The sequence below is a fragment of the Enterococcus crotali genome (genome assembly GCF_000633635.1).
Lineage (GTDB): Bacteria > Bacillota > Bacilli > Lactobacillales > Enterococcaceae > Enterococcus_L > Enterococcus_L crotali.
In genome coordinates this window covers 917,328-936,109 of sequence record NZ_AYPQ01000001.1, presented here as the reverse complement: position 1 = coordinate 936,109, position 18,782 = coordinate 917,328, and the positions used below count along the sequence as shown (strand labels likewise).

The 18,782-nt window shown below is 37.2% G+C and carries 14 protein-coding genes and 1 pseudogene; 11 read left to right on the top strand and 4 right to left on the bottom strand.

The annotated features are described in order from the left end of the window. Positions 1–45: 45 nt before the first annotated feature. The 7 genes and pseudogenes from ppdK (at position 46) to V192_RS0104385 (ending at position 8,078) form a co-directional block, all read left to right on the top strand. On the top strand, positions 46–2,655 hold the full coding sequence (gene ppdK, locus V192_RS0104425; protein ID WP_025869129.1) for a pyruvate, phosphate dikinase: 2,610 nt from the start codon (positions 46–48) through the stop codon (positions 2,653–2,655). A gap of 135 nt (positions 2,656–2,790) precedes the next feature. Then, positions 2,791–3,891 (top strand): serine hydrolase domain-containing protein, encoded by a 1,101-nt coding sequence (locus tag V192_RS0104420; RefSeq protein WP_025869128.1) that lies wholly within the window; start codon positions 2,791–2,793, stop codon positions 3,889–3,891. A 91-nt stretch (positions 3,892–3,982) separates the two neighbouring features. Beyond that, positions 3,983–5,283 (top strand): annotated as a pseudogene (gene lysA, locus V192_RS19280) (diaminopimelate decarboxylase). A gap of 190 nt (positions 5,284–5,473) precedes the next feature. Beyond that, a complete protein-coding gene (locus V192_RS0104410; protein ID WP_025869127.1) occupies positions 5,474–6,442 on the top strand; it encodes an alpha/beta hydrolase in 969 nt (322 codons plus the stop codon). A 15-nt stretch (positions 6,443–6,457) separates the two neighbouring features. Continuing rightward, the gene (locus V192_RS0104405) at positions 6,458–6,826 is read left to right on the top strand and encodes an EamA family transporter (protein WP_025869126.1); all 369 of its coding nucleotides are present in this window, start codon (positions 6,458–6,460) and stop codon (positions 6,824–6,826) included. Beyond that, complete coding sequence (locus V192_RS0104400; protein WP_025869125.1) at positions 6,823–7,170, top strand: EamA family transporter; 348 nt, start codon at positions 6,823–6,825, stop codon at positions 7,168–7,170. The genes V192_RS0104405 and V192_RS0104400 overlap by 4 nt, the downstream gene beginning before the upstream one ends. Positions 7,171–7,643: 473 nt before the next feature. Beyond that, positions 7,644–8,078 (top strand): hypothetical protein, encoded by a 435-nt coding sequence (locus V192_RS0104385; RefSeq protein ID WP_025869124.1) that lies wholly within the window; start codon positions 7,644–7,646, stop codon positions 8,076–8,078. Positions 8,079–8,435: 357 nt separating this feature from the next. Here the strand turns inward: V192_RS0104385 and V192_RS0104380 are convergent, their stop codons facing one another. Both V192_RS0104380 and V192_RS0104375 read right to left on the bottom strand, forming a co-directional pair. Beyond that, positions 8,436–8,777: a metal-sulfur cluster assembly factor gene (locus tag V192_RS0104380; RefSeq protein WP_025869123.1), complete on the bottom strand. Its 342-nt coding sequence runs from the start codon at positions 8,775–8,777 to the stop codon at positions 8,436–8,438. A gap of 123 nt (positions 8,778–8,900) precedes the next feature. Beyond that, complete coding sequence (locus tag V192_RS0104375) at positions 8,901–9,467, bottom strand: helix-turn-helix domain-containing protein (RefSeq protein ID WP_025869122.1); 567 nt, start codon at positions 9,465–9,467, stop codon at positions 8,901–8,903. A 285-nt stretch (positions 9,468–9,752) separates the two neighbouring features. Between V192_RS0104375 and V192_RS0104370 the strand changes: the two genes are divergently transcribed. The 4 genes from V192_RS0104370 to V192_RS0104355 all read left to right on the top strand — a co-directional run bounded on the left by V192_RS0104370 (position 9,753) and on the right by V192_RS0104355 (position 15,752). Then, positions 9,753–10,817: a dipeptide epimerase gene (locus V192_RS0104370; RefSeq protein WP_025869121.1), complete on the top strand. Its 1,065-nt coding sequence runs from the start codon at positions 9,753–9,755 to the stop codon at positions 10,815–10,817. A 16-nt stretch (positions 10,818–10,833) separates the two neighbouring features. Beyond that, positions 10,834–12,204, top strand: coding sequence for a transglutaminase family protein (locus tag V192_RS0104365; protein WP_025869120.1), 1,371 nt, complete (start codon positions 10,834–10,836; stop codon positions 12,202–12,204). Between the two features lie 33 nt (positions 12,205–12,237). Then, complete coding sequence (locus tag V192_RS0104360; protein ID WP_025869119.1) at positions 12,238–13,908, top strand: peptide ABC transporter substrate-binding protein; 1,671 nt, start codon at positions 12,238–12,240, stop codon at positions 13,906–13,908. Positions 13,909–14,150: 242 nt separating this feature from the next. Continuing rightward, positions 14,151–15,752, top strand: a complete 1,602-nt coding sequence (locus V192_RS0104355) for a CTP synthase (protein WP_025869118.1) — start codon at positions 14,151–14,153, stop codon at positions 15,750–15,752. A 45-nt stretch (positions 15,753–15,797) separates the two neighbouring features. On the opposite strand, the gene V192_RS0104350 is transcribed toward V192_RS0104355, so the two are convergent. After that, complete coding sequence (locus V192_RS0104350; protein ID WP_025869117.1) at positions 15,798–18,128, bottom strand: PBP1A family penicillin-binding protein; 2,331 nt, start codon at positions 18,126–18,128, stop codon at positions 15,798–15,800. Continuing rightward, positions 18,118–18,759, bottom strand: a complete 642-nt coding sequence (recU, locus tag V192_RS0104345) for a Holliday junction resolvase RecU (RefSeq protein ID WP_035010757.1) — start codon at positions 18,757–18,759, stop codon at positions 18,118–18,120. The genes V192_RS0104350 and recU overlap by 11 nt, the downstream gene beginning before the upstream one ends. Positions 18,760–18,782: the final 23 nt, after the last annotated feature.

The following is an 18,782-nucleotide window of genomic DNA, read 5'->3' as shown; positions in this document are numbered from 1 at the left end:
ATTAGTTAAATGTGATACACTATATAAGAGAAGGAGAGTTTGCTCGTGAAATATGTGATTGATTTTTCGGAAGGAAGTAAAGAACAGAAAGATTTACTAGGTGGAAAAGGTGCCAATTTGGCTGAAATGACAAAATTGAAGTTGCCTGTACCTACAGGATTTACGATAACAACAGAGGCGTGTTTGGATTATTTAGAAAAAAAAGAAGAGATTTCTACTGAACTTAACACAGAGATCCGACAACATATCGTCAGCATGGAGAGTAGGACAAACAAGCGTTTTGGTGATAGTTCTGATCCATTGTTGGTTTCAGTAAGAAGCGGCTCAAAATTTTCAATGCCTGGAATGATGGATACAATTTTAAATTTAGGTTTAAATGACAAGACTGTTATCGGTTTGATTGAAAAAACAGACGATGCTCGTTTTGCTTATGATTGCTATAGAAGGCTGCTGCAAATGTTTGGTGATGTTGTTTGCGGAATCGACAAGAACCGATTTGAAGAACAGCTGGATTTTTATAAATCAAAGAAAAAATATTGTTCAGATATTGATATGCAGGCTGAAGATTGGCGGGAATTGGTAGCGGTTTATAAAGACATTTTTCTAGAAGTGACTCATCGGCCATTTCCTCAAGATCCCTATGAACAGCTAACCTTAGCAGTAGAAGCGGTTTTTCATTCATGGAATAATCGGAGAGCGATCACCTACCGTCGTTTACATGATATTCCTGATTCATTGGGCACAGCAGTTAATATCCAAGAAATGGTTTTCGGAAACTTTGGCTCTGCTAGCGGCACTGGTGTCGCTTTTACAAGAAATCCAGCAACTGGCGAAAAGGGAATTTTCGGTGAATTCTTATTGAATGCTCAGGGAGAAGATGTTGTGGCAGGAATTCGGACGCCTCAACCGATTAGTGAACTTAAGATGTTGCTACCAGAGGTCTATCAAGAATTTCTGACCTTGAGTTCTATGTTGGAAAGTCATTATCGCGATATGCAGGACATTGAATTTACAATAGAAAATGGCAAACTATATCTTTTGCAAACGAGAGATGGCAAGCGAACGGCAAAATCTGCTTTTAAAGTTTGTATTCAATTAGTAGAAGAAGGAATTATTTCAAAAAAAGAAGCGATCCAACGAATCAACCCGTCAATGGTGACGCAATTACTTCATCCAGTTTTTGAACCAGATCACTTAAAAAATGCGCAAATTTTTGCTACAGGATTACCAGCAAGTCCAGGTGCCGCTAACGGAAGTATCTATTTTACTGCAGAGCAGGCCAAAAAAGCGAGCGATCAAGGAGAAAAAGTCATTTTGATTCGTCAAGAAACTTCACCGGAAGATATTGAAGGGATGGTGGTAAGTGAAGCAATCGTCACATCAAGAGGTGGGATGACCTCTCATGCGGCTGTCGTTGCCAGAGGAATGGGTGTTTGTTGTGTTGCGGGTTGTGAAGAAATTTATGTGGATGAATTTTTGGAGCAGGCAACAGCGGGCGATGTTACTTTACATCAAGGGGAGACAATCTCTGTAGACGGAACAACAGGAACCATCTATAGAGGGAGTATTCCTTATGTTGAAGGGGACGAATGGCAACTGCTAGAAACAATCACAGATTGGGCTAAAGAAGAAGGAGGCATCAGTGTCAAAGCCAACGCCGAAACACCGGCAGATATTAAAACAGCACTTAAACTAGGCGCACAAGGAATTGGTTTAGCTAGAACAGAGCATATGTTTTTCGGTGAAGAACGAATTGTTGAAATGCGCAAAATGATTCTTGCACTAAACGAGGAAGCCTTAATGCCTCCTTTGAATAAATTAAAAGAGTTTCAAAAAGAAGATTTTCGAGCGATCTTTACTTTATTAAAAGGGAAAGAATGTACTATCCGTTTGCTGGATCCGCCATTACATGAGTTTTTGCCGCAAACTGAAGAAGAGATCAACTATTTAGCAGAGGCAACACAGCGGACGACGGCTGAGATCAAGCATCGCATTGAAGAACTGCATGAGCAAAACCCTATGCTTGGCCATCGTGGTTGCCGTTTAGCAGTTACCACACCGCAAATTTACGAAATGCAAGTAGCCGCTATTATTGAAAGTGCGATAGAGGTTGCTCAAAAAGACGAGGCTAACACAAATGTCCCTGAAATCATGATTCCTCTAATCGGTAGTCAAGAGGAGATGAAATGGTTAAGAGAGCGTCTAGTTCAGACCATTGAAAACGTATTTGATAACACGGGTCAAGTAATTTCTTATAAAATAGGAACAATGCTGGAAATCCCTAGAGCCTGTTTGACTGCTGATAAAATTGCAGAAGTTGCTGACTTTTTTAGTTTTGGAACAAATGATCTAACTCAGCTGACTTATGGTTTTTCACGAGATGACGCAGGAAAATTCATTGGTGCTTATCAGGAGAAAAAGTTACTAAAAGAAGACCCTTTTCAGCATATTGACGAAGAAGGTGTAGGTACGTTGATGAAGATTGCAGTGGATAAAATAAGAAACTTCGATTCGGCGATCAAAATCGGTGTATGTGGTGAGGTCGGTGGTGATCCTCAGTCTATTCGTTTCTTAAAAAAAATAGGCGTAGACTATATTTCATGCTCACCGTACCGAATTCCAGCGGCAATTTTAACGATTGCTCAAGAGCAATAAAAAACGATAGACTAAAATAGGCCTTTTTTAGGGCATTGTTTTAGTCTATCGTTTTTCTTTTTCTTAGTAGTCTGTTTTTTGTTTTATAAATGGTATAATTTATGACAGAAGTATTTTGAGAAAGAAGTGAACGAAATGAGTAAGCGCTGGAATTGGCTTGTTTGGCTAGGTGCCGTCTTATTACTGTCTATTTTGCTGGGTAATTGGTTTTTTAATAAAGAAAACGAACGATTGATAAACCCTATGTCAGAGGAAAAATCAAAGGAACAGGCCACGACTAAATCAAGCTCAAAAGAACTGATTAATCAGCTGATTAGGGATAGTCACTTTAAAGGAGAGGCGTTGTTGATCCACGAAAACCAGATTTTTTATCAGCAAAGCTATGGCTATGCCGATGTGCAAAATAAGCGACTAAATAAAGTAAATGGAATTTTTCCAATTGCTTCCTTACAAAAAGTGATTACAAGTACGATTATTTTTGAACTGGTCAAAGAAAAAAAACTGACAGTGGAAACAACATTAGACACTTTTTATCCTGATATCAAATTTAGTAAGACAATTACAATTCAAGACTTGCTCAATCATAGTTCTGGTATCTTGATGGCAGAAGAGGAACCGGATAAACTTTTGACAGATCAGACGAGTCAACTAGATAATGTTTTAGAGGCATTGTCTGTTACTGAAAATAAGGAATTTAATTATACTAATAGTAATTATACGCTGCTTGCTGGGATTATCTCTAAACTAACAGGTCAATCCTATGAAGAAGTTATCCAAAAAAGAGTGATTGATACGTTAGCATTGACCAACACTTATTTTTGGGATACTTTACCTAAAGATGAAGCAATTCCAAAACCTTATTTTTATGCGGGGAAAGATTATCAAACAGATCCATCTCCAGCCAGTGAAAAGCTGTTTTCTAGTTTGTTAGGAGCAGGCAATATGTACATGTCAACCGAGGATTTTTGGCTATTTATTCAAAGCTTAGAAGATGGGAAACTGTTTGAACAAGAGGAATATGAGCAACTTGCAAATGTAAAAAAAGCAGGGTATCAGGCAGGGATGGTCTATTTTGATGATTTGAAATACTCAGAAGGTAATTTAGGTGGTTATGATACTGTTATTTATGGTGATCAGGATAATCAAAATATAGTGATTCTTTTTGCAAATCAAGCGGCTAATAACGGAATGCAGGCATTGAGTGAGGAACTATACGATCAATTACTAAAAATTTGAGTGACTATTTGTGAAGATGATGAAAAATAGATAGGAAGTTTTTCATTTTTATGCTATTATTTTTAATAAATCAATTGAAGAAGGTGAAGAGATGCCACTATTATTTGGAACAGCAGAATTTAATGAACAAGAGCATTTAACGATCGGTGGATGTGACACGGTTCGTTTAGCCGAGAAATATGGGACACCATTATTTGTTTATGATGTTGCGCATATTCGAGAGCGTGCAAGAGGATTTAAACAAACATTCAACTCTTTAGGAGTAAAAAACAAGGTGATTTATGCAAGTAAAGCCTTTTGCTGTTTAGCGATGTATAAGCTTTTAGAAGAAGAAGAGCTTGGTTGTGATGTCGTTTCTGCTGGAGAAATTTATACAGCGATCAAAGGTGGTATGTCACCTGAGAACATCGAATTTCATGGAAATAATAAGACCAAAGAAGAGTTGGCGTATGCTGTTGAGCAGGGCGTAGGCACCATTATTATCGATAATTTTTATGAGATCGAGTTATTAAGTGCTATTTTAAAAGAAAAGGACAAGAAGCAGAATGTTATGTTTCGTATTACGCCAGGTGTAGACGCTGAAACTCATGAATATATATTGACAGGGCAAGTAGATTCTAAATTTGGCTTCGATGTGAATAGTGGGCAAGCTACACAAGCATTAGAAATGCTTTTAGCAGAGGAGCGCTTTATTTTAAAAGGAGCACATTGTCATATTGGATCACAAATTTTTCCGCGGAAGGTTTTTTAGCGGCTGTTGAGAAAATGTTGTTGATTTTAAATGAGTGGAAACAAACATTAGGATATACAGTGGATATTTTAAACATGGGTGGTGGCTTTGGCGTGCAATATACCAAAGCAGACGATCCGCTAGAACCTGAAGCGTTCGTCAAAGCAATCGTAAATGCTGTAAAAGGTCAATGTGAATTACTTGATTATTCATTCCCAGAAATTTGGATCGAACCAGGGCGCAGTATCATTGCTGAAGCTGGAACGACGATCTATACTGTTGGCTCACAAAAAGTGATTCCAGAGGTCCGTCGCTACGTTTCAGTGGATGGAGGTATGGGAGACAATATCCGACCAGCTTTATACGATGCAGTATATGATGGCTTCTTAGCGAATCGGATTAGCTCAGAATTGCCAAAAGAATTTAGAATTGTTGGGAAGTACTGTGAATCTGGCGATGTTTTGATCAAAAATATCGAATTGCCGCCGATGGAACCAGGAGATTTATTCGCTATTACAAGTACTGGTGCCTATGGTTATTCGATGGCCAATAACTATAATCGAAATCCTAAACCTGCAGTTGTTTTTGTAGAAAATGGACAAGATAAGCTAGCCATTCGCCGTGAAACGTTTGAAGACCTGATTGCTTTGGATTGTGAATAGGTATTGAACCGAAGGATTTGTGTTTCTATCACTGTTTATCCAGATTCCACGTGAGTAAGATATGACTCGAAGAGTTATATTCTACTCACGTTTTTTTTGAAAGTTGATTGTTTGAGTACATCCATACTTTTTTCCATAAATAGGAGTATACTTAAATTAGGACTTAAATCTTAGAAGTGAGGTGTTGTTTTTGAAGTGGTTATTATTAGTTTTGGTTATTTTAGTTATTGTGTTTATTGCTGTTTCCGTTTATGCAGCAAACTTTTTCTTGAATGTAGCACTTTTTAGAAACAATAAGTGGTATGACCAAACAGGACATAAAATGATGAACCCTGATAATTTTAATAAAGGAACATCTCAATATGATCTTATTGAGAAAGAACAAAATGAACTTGGCTCGGCTTTTTGGCAAGAGTCATTTGCTCAGGATCATTGGTTAAAGGTCGGAGAGGAAAAACTGTATAGTCGTTTGATTATTCCACATCCTGAAAGTAAAAAATGGGTAATCTGTGTTCATGGCTATCGTTCCTTTGGTCAGCGTGATATGTCTTTTGTGGCGTCTAAGTTTTCTGAACAACACTATAATATGTTGATCCCAGATCTAAGAGCGCATGGCCAAAGTACAGGGAATATTATTGGCATGGGCTGGCTGGATCGTTTGGATTTATTAAAATGGATCAATGAGGTACTGACGATCGAGCCTCAAGCTGAAATCGTTTTGTTTGGTGGCTCGATGGGAGCGTCTACAGTGATGATGGTAAGCGGCGAAACATTACCAAAAAATATTAAAGGACTGATTGTTGATTGTGGCTACTCTTCAGTTTACAGTGAGTTTGGTGCAATGCTACGTTCGGCTTTCAAATTACCAGCATTTCCTATCTTGACTATTGCTGATCGCTGGGCTAGAAAAAAAGTTGGGTATTCGCTTAAAGAAGCGTCTTCAGTCGCTCAATTAGCAAAAAATGATTTACCTACTTTGTTTATACATGGCACAGGTGATAAATTTGTTCCTCACCAAATGCTTTATGAAAATATGGAGGCAACGAATGGCGTGAAAGAAAGTTTGATCATTGAAAAGGCTCCTCATTTATCTTCATTTATCTATGAACCAGCACATTATTTTGATACTGTTTTTGAATTTATTGCTCGCTATTGTTAGGAAAGGAGAACAAATATGGATGCAAAAAATAAGCAACAGAAACTAAGCTTAGGTATTTTACTGATCTTGATTGCCGCTGTATTAAGTAGTTTAGGTCAATTGGCATGGAAATTTGGTGCCGATGGGACAGGTGGTTATGCAATTGTTTTATATGTTGTGGGGTTTATAGCTGCAGGCGCTGGAATGTTTTTCATGATGGCAGCATTTCGCTATGGAGAAGTCTCCATTTTACAACCGATGATGAGTTTAGGGTTTGCTTTGTCGATTGTTTTAGGAGCGCTATTTTTAAATGAGAGTATTACTTGGTATAAATTGTTAGGTACAGGATTTATTATCGCAGGATCAGTTCTCTTGGGAATCGAAGGAAATGAGGAAACCGTATGATCAATTATGCAGCAGTCTTGACGATTCTTATCATTACGACATTCTCTGGAAGTGCAGGGGCATTGGCTTTAAAAAAAGGGATGAATGATCTTCCACGATTAAGTTTAAAGCTTGTACTGACGAACGGTTGGATTTATTTAGGTTCCTTTTTATATATTTTAAGTGCATTAACGAATATCGTTTTGTTAAAATTTCTAGACTATTCTATCGCATTTCCAATGACCTCTTTGACCTATGTTTGGACAGTGATCATTTCTTATTTTATCTTTAAAGAAAAGCTGAGTATTCGAAAAGTTTTGGCAGTTGTGTTGATCATTGTTGGTGTTTTTATTATTAGTCAGTGAGGAATTCGGTTCGTTTCTTAGTTTAAAAAGACTGACAATAACGCAGGCTTGTTATTGGTAATGAGAGCATTCTAGTTGTATGATGGACTCATAACTAGCAGGAGGGATTACGATGTCTAATAAATCAAAAAAACTCGATAAAATCAAGTTAATACAGGCTTTGACAACGATCATTACAGGGATCATCATGCTAAATGCAGTTTTGAAAGCAAATAAGAAATAAGTAAAATCAATGAAGCATTATTGTAAGTAATCTTTTGGAGAATACTTACAGTAATGCTTTTTTGTGTAGAAAAGAATGTTGGGTGATTTATGAAAGGTGGTATTGAAAATAATCTTATATATTAAATAAAAAGCTCCACTATGAAGGAGGCGGTAGTATGAAGAACGGCTTAAAAAGTGTTTTGGTTTTGATTATGTTGTTAATGCTTTTATCAGGATGTGTCATTGTGCGGATGTAAGGAGGGAAATGCATGAAAAGAAATATACGATTATTATTTGTTTTATTGTTTGTTTTGTCAGGGTGTAAATTAGAATACAATAGCCCCCAAAGTGCCAGAGATGATAATTATGGAGTAGGGGCTAGCAGTAGCTATAGTAGCGGTGATGATAAAACAAGTGGTACACTACTGTCAAAAAGCGGTATGGGGGATGAAGTGATCAGCAATTTAGCTTTCAAAAAAGGTCCAGTGATTATTACTCTTACACATGATGGAAAAGCTACATTTACGGTTAAACTGTTGGATAGTAGTGGTCTGACTGTAGCAACTTTAGTGGATAAAGTAGGAAGCTATTCTGGAAAAGTAGTTGTTCAAATCCCAAAAGATGCGGATAACTATCTACTAGCGATTACAGCTGATGGAAAATGGCAGGTAAAGTCAGCAAAAGCAGATGAAAATGGTGAGTGAATGATACCAAAATAGCTGGGTTCTTTGAAAAACTAGCATTCCTCGCTAAAAAGAAGGGTTCAATGATAGCGAACCCTTCTTTTCTTAGTAAGAACTCGTTGTTATTTTAATTTCAATAAATGGAATTTACTTAAGATTTAATGTCGTGTATAATTGACTTATAGAAAGTGTTGGCATTTTGGAGGCAAGATCATGTAAATATAGTGGAAATTCTTGCTTAGCATAGAAGCTGAAAACAAGAGTTGGAGAGATTCACAAAAAAAGCCTCCTAACAGTTATATTAAAAACAGTTAGGAGACCTATTCGATTTGTTGGAATGATTGAATTTTCAACGGTAGGATCATTGATATATTCGTCTTATCTGATACCTAAAGCAATTCGAGCATACCGCGACATTTTATCAGTCGTCCACGCTGGATACCAGACAAGTTTTACTTCTGGATTTTTTACTTCTGGAATTTCTTTTAAGGCTTCATGGATTTGATCAGTTAAAACATCAGCTAGAGGGCAACCCATGGTTGTTAAGGTCATTTTGATGACAGTATCACCGTTTTGTGCAAATTCAACTTCATAGATTAATCCTAAATTAACGATATCGATTCCGAGTTCAGGGTCAATCACAGTTTCTAGAGCAGTTAATATTTGTTCCTTGATATCTTCAATCTCTTCAGTAGACCATTCTTGATTTGTTTCAGTCATTGTATCCACTCCTTTACAGTTCGTTCTTTCCATATGATACCTTTTTTTAAAAGCTTTGTAAATGAGAATCTTTTTCAATGAGCCTGTGTTGAAAACTGAAAAAAACGACGAGAATCGGTTAAATTAAAACTGTAGAGTAAAGAGCATTAGCTCATTTTCAGTGGCGTTAAGAATATTATGTGGGGTAAAAGCCTCCAAAAATATCGCGTCTCCTTCTTGTAAGAGAAGCACTTCGTCTTTTAGCTCAACCGTTGCTTCACCTTTTAAAACGTAATTAATTTCACAAAGATTATGAGCAATTTTCCGACCGCTGGATGAAGATTGAGCATCGATATAGATTTTAGAAATCACCATATTATTTGTATGTACAGGTAAATTGAACAATGTATCATAATAAGTAGAGTTTGTCTGCCACGGATTATAAACAGTACCTGAAGAGTTACGGATGATCTTATAACCATTCTCCGTAGTCTCGTCATCTTGTATAACCTGTGGTGCTTCATTTGCCAATAAATAAGCTACGGTGACTCCCAATGAGTCAGCAATTTTTCTTAGTGCTTCAAGCGAAGGGCGGTTCGTACCGCGCTCAATTTGTGATAAAAAGCTAGCGGAATAGCCAGTTTTTTCTCCAAGTTCAGTTAAAGTGATTTTCTTTTCTTTCCTTAGGGTCTTTATTTTTCTAAATTCCATTTGCAGCCGTCCTTTGTTAGAATCCTTTTTTCATTCATATTATCTCGAATTCGTTACAAAATTACAAGCACTTAGGTTTTAATGAGAAAAAACACGTGGAAATCTCATTAATATATTGACATTTCCATAGAGTAAACTTAAAATTGTAACTACTAATTCAAAAAATGTGTGAAAATTTAATTCAAAATTAAAAAAAGAATGATTAAATTATCATTTGGTAATGTTAAGATTTTTTTAAACTATAAAATTGAATAGATAAAAGCGCAGAATATTGGGGGAAATGAAGTGAAAATAACTAAAATCAATGTAGTATCAAAAGCAGTTAAATTGAAAGAACCAATCACGATTTCATTAGGGACGATCGAACATTCAATGAGCGCAGTCGTTGAAATCGAGACGGATGAAGGAATGATCGGTTATGGGGAAGGTTCGCCGGGAATTTTGATTACAGGCGAAACATTAAAAGGCACCACTGAATGCATTCAATTATTTGAAAAACAACTGGTCGGTGTTGATCCGTTAGATATTGAAAAAATCCACAGTATTATGAATGCTGCGGCTGCCAAAGCACCATCAGCAAAAACAGCAATAGATATTGCCTGTTACGATCTATTTGGAAAAAAAGCAAATCTGCCGGTTTATAAACTTTTGGGAGGATTTGATTCAAACGTTAAAACGGATATGACGATCGGGATCGATCAGCCTGAGGTGATGGCTGAAAAGGCAAAGCTAGCAGTTTCACAGGGCTTTGATACTTTGAAAATAAAAGTGGGAACTGGATTTGCCGCTGATGTTGCTAGAATCAAAACCATTAGAGATGCGGTCGGCAGTCAGATAAATTTACGCTTAGACGCTAATCAAGGATGGAAACCTAAAGAGGCTGTAAACACAATCAACCACTTAGCAGAGTATGGGATTGAATTAGTGGAACAACCAGTAGCATATTACGATATCGACGGGTTAGCATTTGTTACAGCAAATGTAGCGACACCAATCATGTCCGATGAGAGCTGCTTTGATTCCAAAGATGCTTTACGTTTGATCAAAGCGCATGCAGTTGATTTTGTGAATATCAAGTTGATGAAATGCGGTGGCATACATGAAGCGCTGAAAATCAACAATATCTGTGAAGCAGCTGGTGTTGAGTGCATGATTGGGTGTATGGTCGAAGAAACCAATATTGGCGTGACAGCTGCGGCTCATCTTGCTGCTGCAACTAAAAATATCACAAGAGCTGATTTAGATGCAACATTCGGTCTCAATGAAGTAGCAATTCCTGGTGGTGTTGGACTTACAGCGACTAGTACGATTGCACTATCAAATAAAGCCGGTTTAGGTTTAAGTAAATAAGGAAGGTGAGTGTCAAATGTATTATGATCTAAAATATATGAGTGTGCCTCTACCAGAAGACGTGATCAAATTAAAAAATTATGGTGATTTTGAAGGTGCTGATAAATTGATTCAACACTTGCTATCGAATGATATACCAGAATCATTAAGGAAACGCTTAGAAATCGAACAAGATATTATCCGAATCGTCGGTATTAACGAGTACCCATTTGACTTTGTTGAAGCAAATAAGATGATGAAAGAAACATTCAAAGACTACCAAGATCATGAGTTAACGCACTTAAAAGAAACTGGAAAAGTAGATTGGCTTTATATCGACGGAAAGATTCATTTTCAGCGTCGCTTTTTAATGAATTTGATCAAAACACAAGGTGATTATGAAGCACGGTTACTTGTAAAAGAGGATAACGAAGTCGATCGCTTAAGAAAACAAGAATTGACCCAAAATGTTCAAATGATGAAAGAACATGGGGGAAGAAAGGTAAAAATTCATTTAAAAACCAGTATTCAAGTCAAAAAAGAATACGAACGTCCTGGAGAAATAGTTAAGGTATATCTGCCTTTACCCAAGGAGTGTAAACAGGTTTCTGATATTCAGATTCTAAAGACATCACCAGAAGCGACCTTTATTGCACCAGAGAATGAAGACCAACGTACCGTTTATTTCGAAACAACTTTGGAAGAAGATCAAGTATTCTCAGTGGAATATAGTTATATCAATCAAGTCGATTATGTTGAATTAGATCCAGAAAAAGCCTCTGAACTTCAACCAGAATTTGAATTGAGTGAAGCGTTGCCTCATATTCGTTTCACACCATATTTGGAACAATTGCTCACTGAGATTTTGGCAGGTGAGACTAATCCAATTAAAAGAGCCCGAAAAATCTATGATTTTATCACAACAAAAGTCAATTATTCATTTATGCGCGAATATTTTACGATCGATAATATCTCAGAGTATGCAGCGGTCAATTTAAAGGGTGACTGTGGCGTCCAAGCAATTTTGTTTATAACCTTGTGTCGCATGGCTAATATCCCGGCAAAATGGCAGTCAGGGCTATATGTATCGCAATACTATACTGGCTGTCATGACTGGACACAATTTTATGTGGCGCCTTATGGTTGGGTCTTTGCCGATCTATCGTTTGGCGGCGGTGCACGTAGAAATGGTGATTTAGATCGCTGGAATTATTACTTTGGCAATTTAGATATTTTCAGGATGCCTGCAAACAGTGAGATCCAAACAGACTTCAATCCGCCAAAGCAGTTTTTACGAGCAGATCCGATCGATAATCAGCGTGGAGAATTTGAATATGAAGACCAAGGACTTCCTTATGCATATTTAGAGGTAAAACAAGAGTTGATTGCAATGGAGGAACTTGTGTAATAAATAAAAAAGAGAAGGAATAGGTGGGAACGTATGAAAAATGGGTTAAAACAAAGCATCACATTGATCACAACAATACTGCTGCTTTCAGCTTGTGGGGGGAATACAAGCGATAAATCAGCAGACAGCACAGACAAAACAGCTACATCTGGTCAAAAATCAACAAAGGTATTGAATTTGATGGAAGCATCTGAAGTGGGCTCGATGGATACGATTTTCACTCAAGATGAACCAAGCGTTAATGCACAATCGAATGTTTTTGAAGGGCTTTATCAGTTAGATGAAAAAGATGCGATTATTCCAGCCGTTGCCAAAGACATGCCTGAGATTTCAGAAGATGGTAAAACATATACAATAAAATTGAGAGATGATGCCAAATGGTCAAATGGCGATAAGGTAACAGCCAATGATTTTGTTTTCGCTTGGAAAAAAATGGCAGACCCTAAAAATCAAGCGAATTACTTTTTCTTGATGGATGGAACGATTCTTAACGGAACAGAGATTGTAAACGAAGAAAAATCAGCAGACGAATTAGGCGTAAAAGCATTAGACGATTATACACTTGAAATCAAAATGGCTAAACCAGTCACTTATTTCACGTCATTACTAGCATTTTCACCTTTCTTCCCGCAAAATGAAAAGTTTGTGACGGAAAAAGGCAAAGAATACGGAACATCTAGCGAAAATATTGTTTCTAATGGACCATTCCTAATGAAAAATTGGGATCAAGCATCAATGTCTTGGGATTTAGAAGCAAATCCTAATTATTATGATGCAGATAAAATAAAATCAGAAAAAATTCATTTTGAAGTTTTAAAAGAGACCAACACTGTGTTCAATCTTTATGAGTCAGGTGAGCTAGACGTAGCCATTTTAACCGGAGATTTTGCGAAACAAAATAAAGACAATCCAGATTACGAAGCGATCCAACGCTCCAAAGTTTACTCGTTAAGAATGAACCAAAAAAGAAATGATAAGCCATCGATCTTTGCCAATGAAAATGTGCGAAAAGCAGTTGCCTATGCACTTGACAAGAAAAGCTTAGTTGAAAACATTTTAGCTGATGGTTCTAAAGATATTTATGGCTATATTCCTAAAGATTTTGTTGCTAATCCCGAAACAGGAGAAGATTTCAGGAAAGAAGCAGGCGACTTAGTAAAAACAGATGAAAAACTAGCGAACGAATATTTAGAAAAAGCGAAAAAAGAATTGAACGGTGATGTGACGATCGAATTACTATCCAAAGATGGTGATGGAGATAAAAAAGTAGCTGAATTCATTCAAGGTCAACTAGAAAAAACATTACCAGGTTTGAAAGTTAATGTAAAAACTGTTCCGTTGAATAACTCGATCGAACTGATGAAAAAAGGTGACTATGAGCTTTCTGTCAGCATGTGGGGACCTGATTACCAAGACCCGATGACTTTCTTAGAAAGTTCAGTTAGCACGAAAAATAAAACAAGCTACCGCAGCGAAAAATACGATCAGCTAATCGATGATGCATCAAATAAATATGCAAATGAACCAGAAAAACGTTGGCAAGCATTGATTGAAGCTGAAAAAGTATTAGTAGAAGAAGATGTAGCCTTGATTCCATTGTATCAACAAGCCAGAGGACAATTGGTCCGTCCAGGAGTGGAAGGAATCGAATATCATAACTTTGGTGCAACGAGCACATATAAAAATGCTTACATTAAAGAATAAATGGACGAAGCGTTAAAACTTTACTAAAAAAACAAAAATCTTCCAATAGAAAAACTTGACCTCAAACTAATTTGCTTGTATTATACTACTTGGGCACCTTTGAGAAGGTCAGAAGTTTACAACAAATTTCAGCTCCCTATTCATTTTGAATAGGGAGCTTTTACTTTTTCATAACAAGCAAGAAAGTAATTTGTTGTTTACTTATCTCTACAAATCTATTTTCAGAAAGGGTTTTTTATATTATGACAAAATACATTTTTGTTACAGGCGGCGTAGTTTCTTCGATTGGGAAGGGTATTGTTGCCGCATCTTTAGGGCGTTTATTAAAAAATCGCGGCTTGAAAGTAACGATTCAAAAATTTGATCCCTATATCAACGTGGATCCAGGAACAATGAGTCCTTATCAACATGGAGAAGTTTTTGTCACAGATGATGGTGCCGAAACAGACTTAGACTTAGGTCACTATGAACGTTTTATCGATATCAACTTAAATAAATATTCAAATGTGACAACAGGGAAGATTTATTCAGAGGTATTGAGAAAAGAACGTAAGGGTGAGTATTTAGGGGCAACTGTACAAGTTATTCCTCATATCACAAATGAAATCAAAGATAAAATCATGCGTGCAGCAACTATGACAGATGCGGATATTATTATTACAGAAGTCGGAGGAACAGTCGGTGACATCGAATCACTACCGTTTTTAGAAGCGTTACGTCAAATGAAAGCAGACGTTGGCAGTGACAACGTGATGTATATCCATACAACGCTGATTCCGTATCTAAAAGCGGCGGGCGAGATGAAAACTAAACCAACGCAACACAGTGTAAAAGAATTACGTAGTTTAGGGATTCAACCCAATATTTTAGTCGTTCGTACAGAATTACCAGTTTCTCAAGGAACAAAAAATAAATTAGCTCAATTTTGTGATGTAGCACCAGAAGCGGTTATTGAATCACGTGACGTTGAGACGCTTTATTCAATTCCATTAGCATTACAAGCTCAAAATATGGACCAAATTGTTTGTGATCACTTAAAACTAGATGTACCAGCTGCAGATATGACGGAATGGCGTGCTTTAGAAGAAAAAGTACTAGGCTTAAAGAAGACAACTAGAATTGCTTTAGTAGGTAAGTATGTGGAACTTCCTGATGCCTATCTTTCAGTGGTAGAAGCATTGAAACATGCTGGTTTTGCTTTTGATTCTGATATTGTCATTGATTGGATCGATTCACAAGAGCTAACAGAAGAAAATGTTGCGGAGACTTTAAAAGCTGCTGATGGCATTTTAGTACCTGGTGGTTTTGGTGATCGTGGAGTGGAAGGAAAAATCGAAGCGATTCGTTTTGCCCGCGAAAATGATGTGCCATTCTTAGGTATCTGTTTAGGTATGCAAATGGCCTGTGTTGAATTTGCTCGTAATGTTGTAAAATTAGAAGATGCAGGATCTGCTGAAAATAATCCAGATATTCTTAATAACATCATTGATTTGATGTCAGATCAAGAAAATGTTGAAAATCTTGGTGGAACATTACGTTTAGGTTTATACCCATGTAAACTGAAAAAAGGTAGTGTTACAGCTGCGACATACGAAGGACAAGAAGTGGTTCAAGAACGTCATCGTCATCGCTATGAATTCAATAATAAATATCGCCAATTATTTGAAGAAAAGGGCTTAGTATTCTCTGGGGTTTCGCCAGACAATCGCTTAGTTGAAATTGTTGAATTACCAGATAAAAAATTCTTCGTTGGTTGCCAATTCCATCCAGAATTGATTTCTAGACCAAATAGACCGCAACATTTGTTTAAAGGTTTCGTTGAGGCCGCTTTAAATAATCAATAAATAAAAAGATACGATGCGAGAGCATCGTATCTTTTTATTTATACATCAGCTGGAAGGGGATCGTCTTCCAGCTGCATTATTTTGTTCAGGAGGCGTACTCGATGGTTGTTCTGGTGGATCACTACTTGCTGGTGGCTCCGTTGGTGGTGTTGAACTTGGTTGCTCTGACGGTTGTGTAGAAGAAACTGGCTGATCACTAGGTTGTGTTGATGATGGTTCTGTTTGTGAAGCAGAAGTAGAACTACTTGTTGTTGCTGGTTCAGAGCTTATTGGATTTTCCCAAGAAGCAGAAGTATCATAACTTGTATTTGAAGGCAACAAGTTTTCTTCGTAAGCTCCTTTTACATAGAGCTCGCTACCAGAACGAATCACGCTGTCAGGCATTGTCCAATCATCATTTGAAACACCTTCAGAAAGATAGGTCATCATTTCTCGGTAAACATCAGAAGCGGTTCCCCAATATTCAAAAGGAATCGGAGTTTTTCGATCGTTATAGCCTGTCCAAACTGAAACAGCATAATGAGGTGTATAGCCAACGAAAGTACTGTCAGGAGCAATACTAGACGATTGCGAAGCACCCATTTTAATCAGATCATCTTCAGTATAGTTGGCTGTACCGGTTTTACCTGCTTGGATGAGACCAGGAACTCCTGCATTGAAGGCTGTTCCTCCAGTTATTACGTCTTTAAGCATGTCAGTCATCATATAAGCGGTTGAATCTTTCATAGCACGTTTACTTTCAGTTTCAGTTACATCTTCTGAGCCGTCTTGATATACAACTTTGTTAACGTAGTAAGGCTTATTGTATACGCCCATATTAGCAAAAGCAGCATATGCCGCAGCTAGTTTTAAAGAAGACACACCGTATTTTGTTCCATCGATCTCGTTCGTGTTACTTGAAATTGCATTTGCAGCAACAATATCTTTAAATTCGATCCCTAAGTTTTTAAGGAACTCTGCTGATTTGTCGCTACCTACAGTATCGAATGTTTGGATTGCTGTGGTATTACGTGAGTACATGATCGCTTTTCTCATAGTAAGAGCACCGTAATATTGCATATCAGCATTTGTTACAGGAATATTGGTTCCTTCATAAGTGGTTGGTTGATCCATCATGATTCGTCCAGTTGAGTAATTAAGGTTTTCAATGGCTGGACCATAGTCAGCGATGGGCTTCATTGTTGAACCAACATCACGTCGAACATTTAGGGCTAAATTCTCGCCAAGCTGCACGTCATCAGGAATATTTCGTCCGCCGATTTGTGCTTTGACTTGACCTGTTTTGACATCGATCACAGTTGAAGCCACTTGGAAATCTGGATCAGGATATTCTACATAAGTATCGCTATTAATGATATCATACAGTCGTTTTTGTGCGTTCATGTCAAGATTGGTATGTATGTCCAAACCGTCTGTGTACACATTTTTGCCCATACTTTCCACTTCAGCGATAACTTCCTTGATATAATTATCAACAATTTTACGATTTTCATTTGATTGTTTTAAAGGTTGCAGGCCATCGTCGATTGGAGTAGCTTTAGCATCCTCATATTCTTTTTGAGTGATTTTCTCATTTTCTTTCATTGTGTATAAAACAACGTCACGTCGTTCTTTAGCCACATCAGGTTTTACATATGGATCATAGTCGTTGGGGGCTTGCGGCATCCCAGCTAAAAGCGCAGTTTGGGGAAGCGACAGCTCAGCTAGTGGTTTTCCAAAATATGACTGAGCAGCAGTTTCCATACCGTATAAGCCATTTGCCATATAGACTTTATTGATATAATACGTTAAAATCTCTTCTTTTGATTTTTCTTTTTCTAACTGCATTGCCATCCAGGCTTCTTGAGCTTTTCGCTTAAGATTTTGATCTTTTTCCTTTGTAGAAAAATAAGAAAGTTTGATCAATTGTTGCGTCAGTGTACTACCACCTTGCAGACCACCTGTCTTAAAGTTTGAGAAAGCAGAACCAAGTATTCGAATCGGATCAACACCGCTATGCTTGTAAAAACGCTTGTCTTCGACCGATACGACAGCATCTTTAAGTAATTGAGGTACATCTGTTGGTTTGATCATTTCTCGTTTTTCAGCACCGAGTTCTTCAAAGACTTCATTATTTGCATCGTATAATTTTGAAGAGACTGTAGCACTTAGTTTATCGTCTTCTATTTTAGGAGCATCTTTAGCGTAGGACCAGAAAAGACCGACACCTGCCAGAAGACCGACGATTCCAAGAATAACTAATCCTAGAAATATTTTTAAAAAGATTCGTTTTTTCTTTGGTTTTTTACCACCATTAGACGGTATGTTTGTATTACCGTTAGAAGTAGAGGTATGTCCGTGTCTAGCTGCACGTGAACTTATTTCATCAGTTGTCATTAATCGCAACTCCTTTGTTTGATTGAATATGTTGCTCGACTGCATCCAAGTAGGGTACCCGCGGTGCAATTCCAATTTGGATCTCTATTCCATTTTTTTCAATAATAGATAAAGGCAACGATTTTTTCCCAGTTTTTTCTTGTTCTGACCAACAAGTTACTAATTCTTCTCCGCTAAAAAAGAAACATCTATTCAATGAAGAGAACCACAATAGAACAAAGCAAATTCCGTCTTGAGCCAAACATTGTTGGATATGGTCGATCTGGTGTTGATGAAAGTTTTTAAAAGGAAAAGAGGTTTTATTCTTGGTTTCCTTCGCTTCAAAATCCAGATAATATCCTTTATAGACCCCATTGTAATCAGTAGTAGAAGCTTGTCTAAAGTAAGCTTCTTTGATGACAGCGGCACTTCGGCTGGGATAATCAACTTTTACAATTTGAACGGGTGTGGGCTTTTTATGGACGACAGCTTTACTGTGCATCTGATAATAAGCATTACTTTTATTGATTTCTTCCTCGAAATCCATTCCTCGTTTACCAAATTGGATTGATTTTTGTTTTTTTACTTGTTTTTTTGTTTTGGGTGCTTCATGATTATTATAGGGAGTACCATTAGGATAATGAAAAGCCATTTCTATCACACTCCTAGCCAACA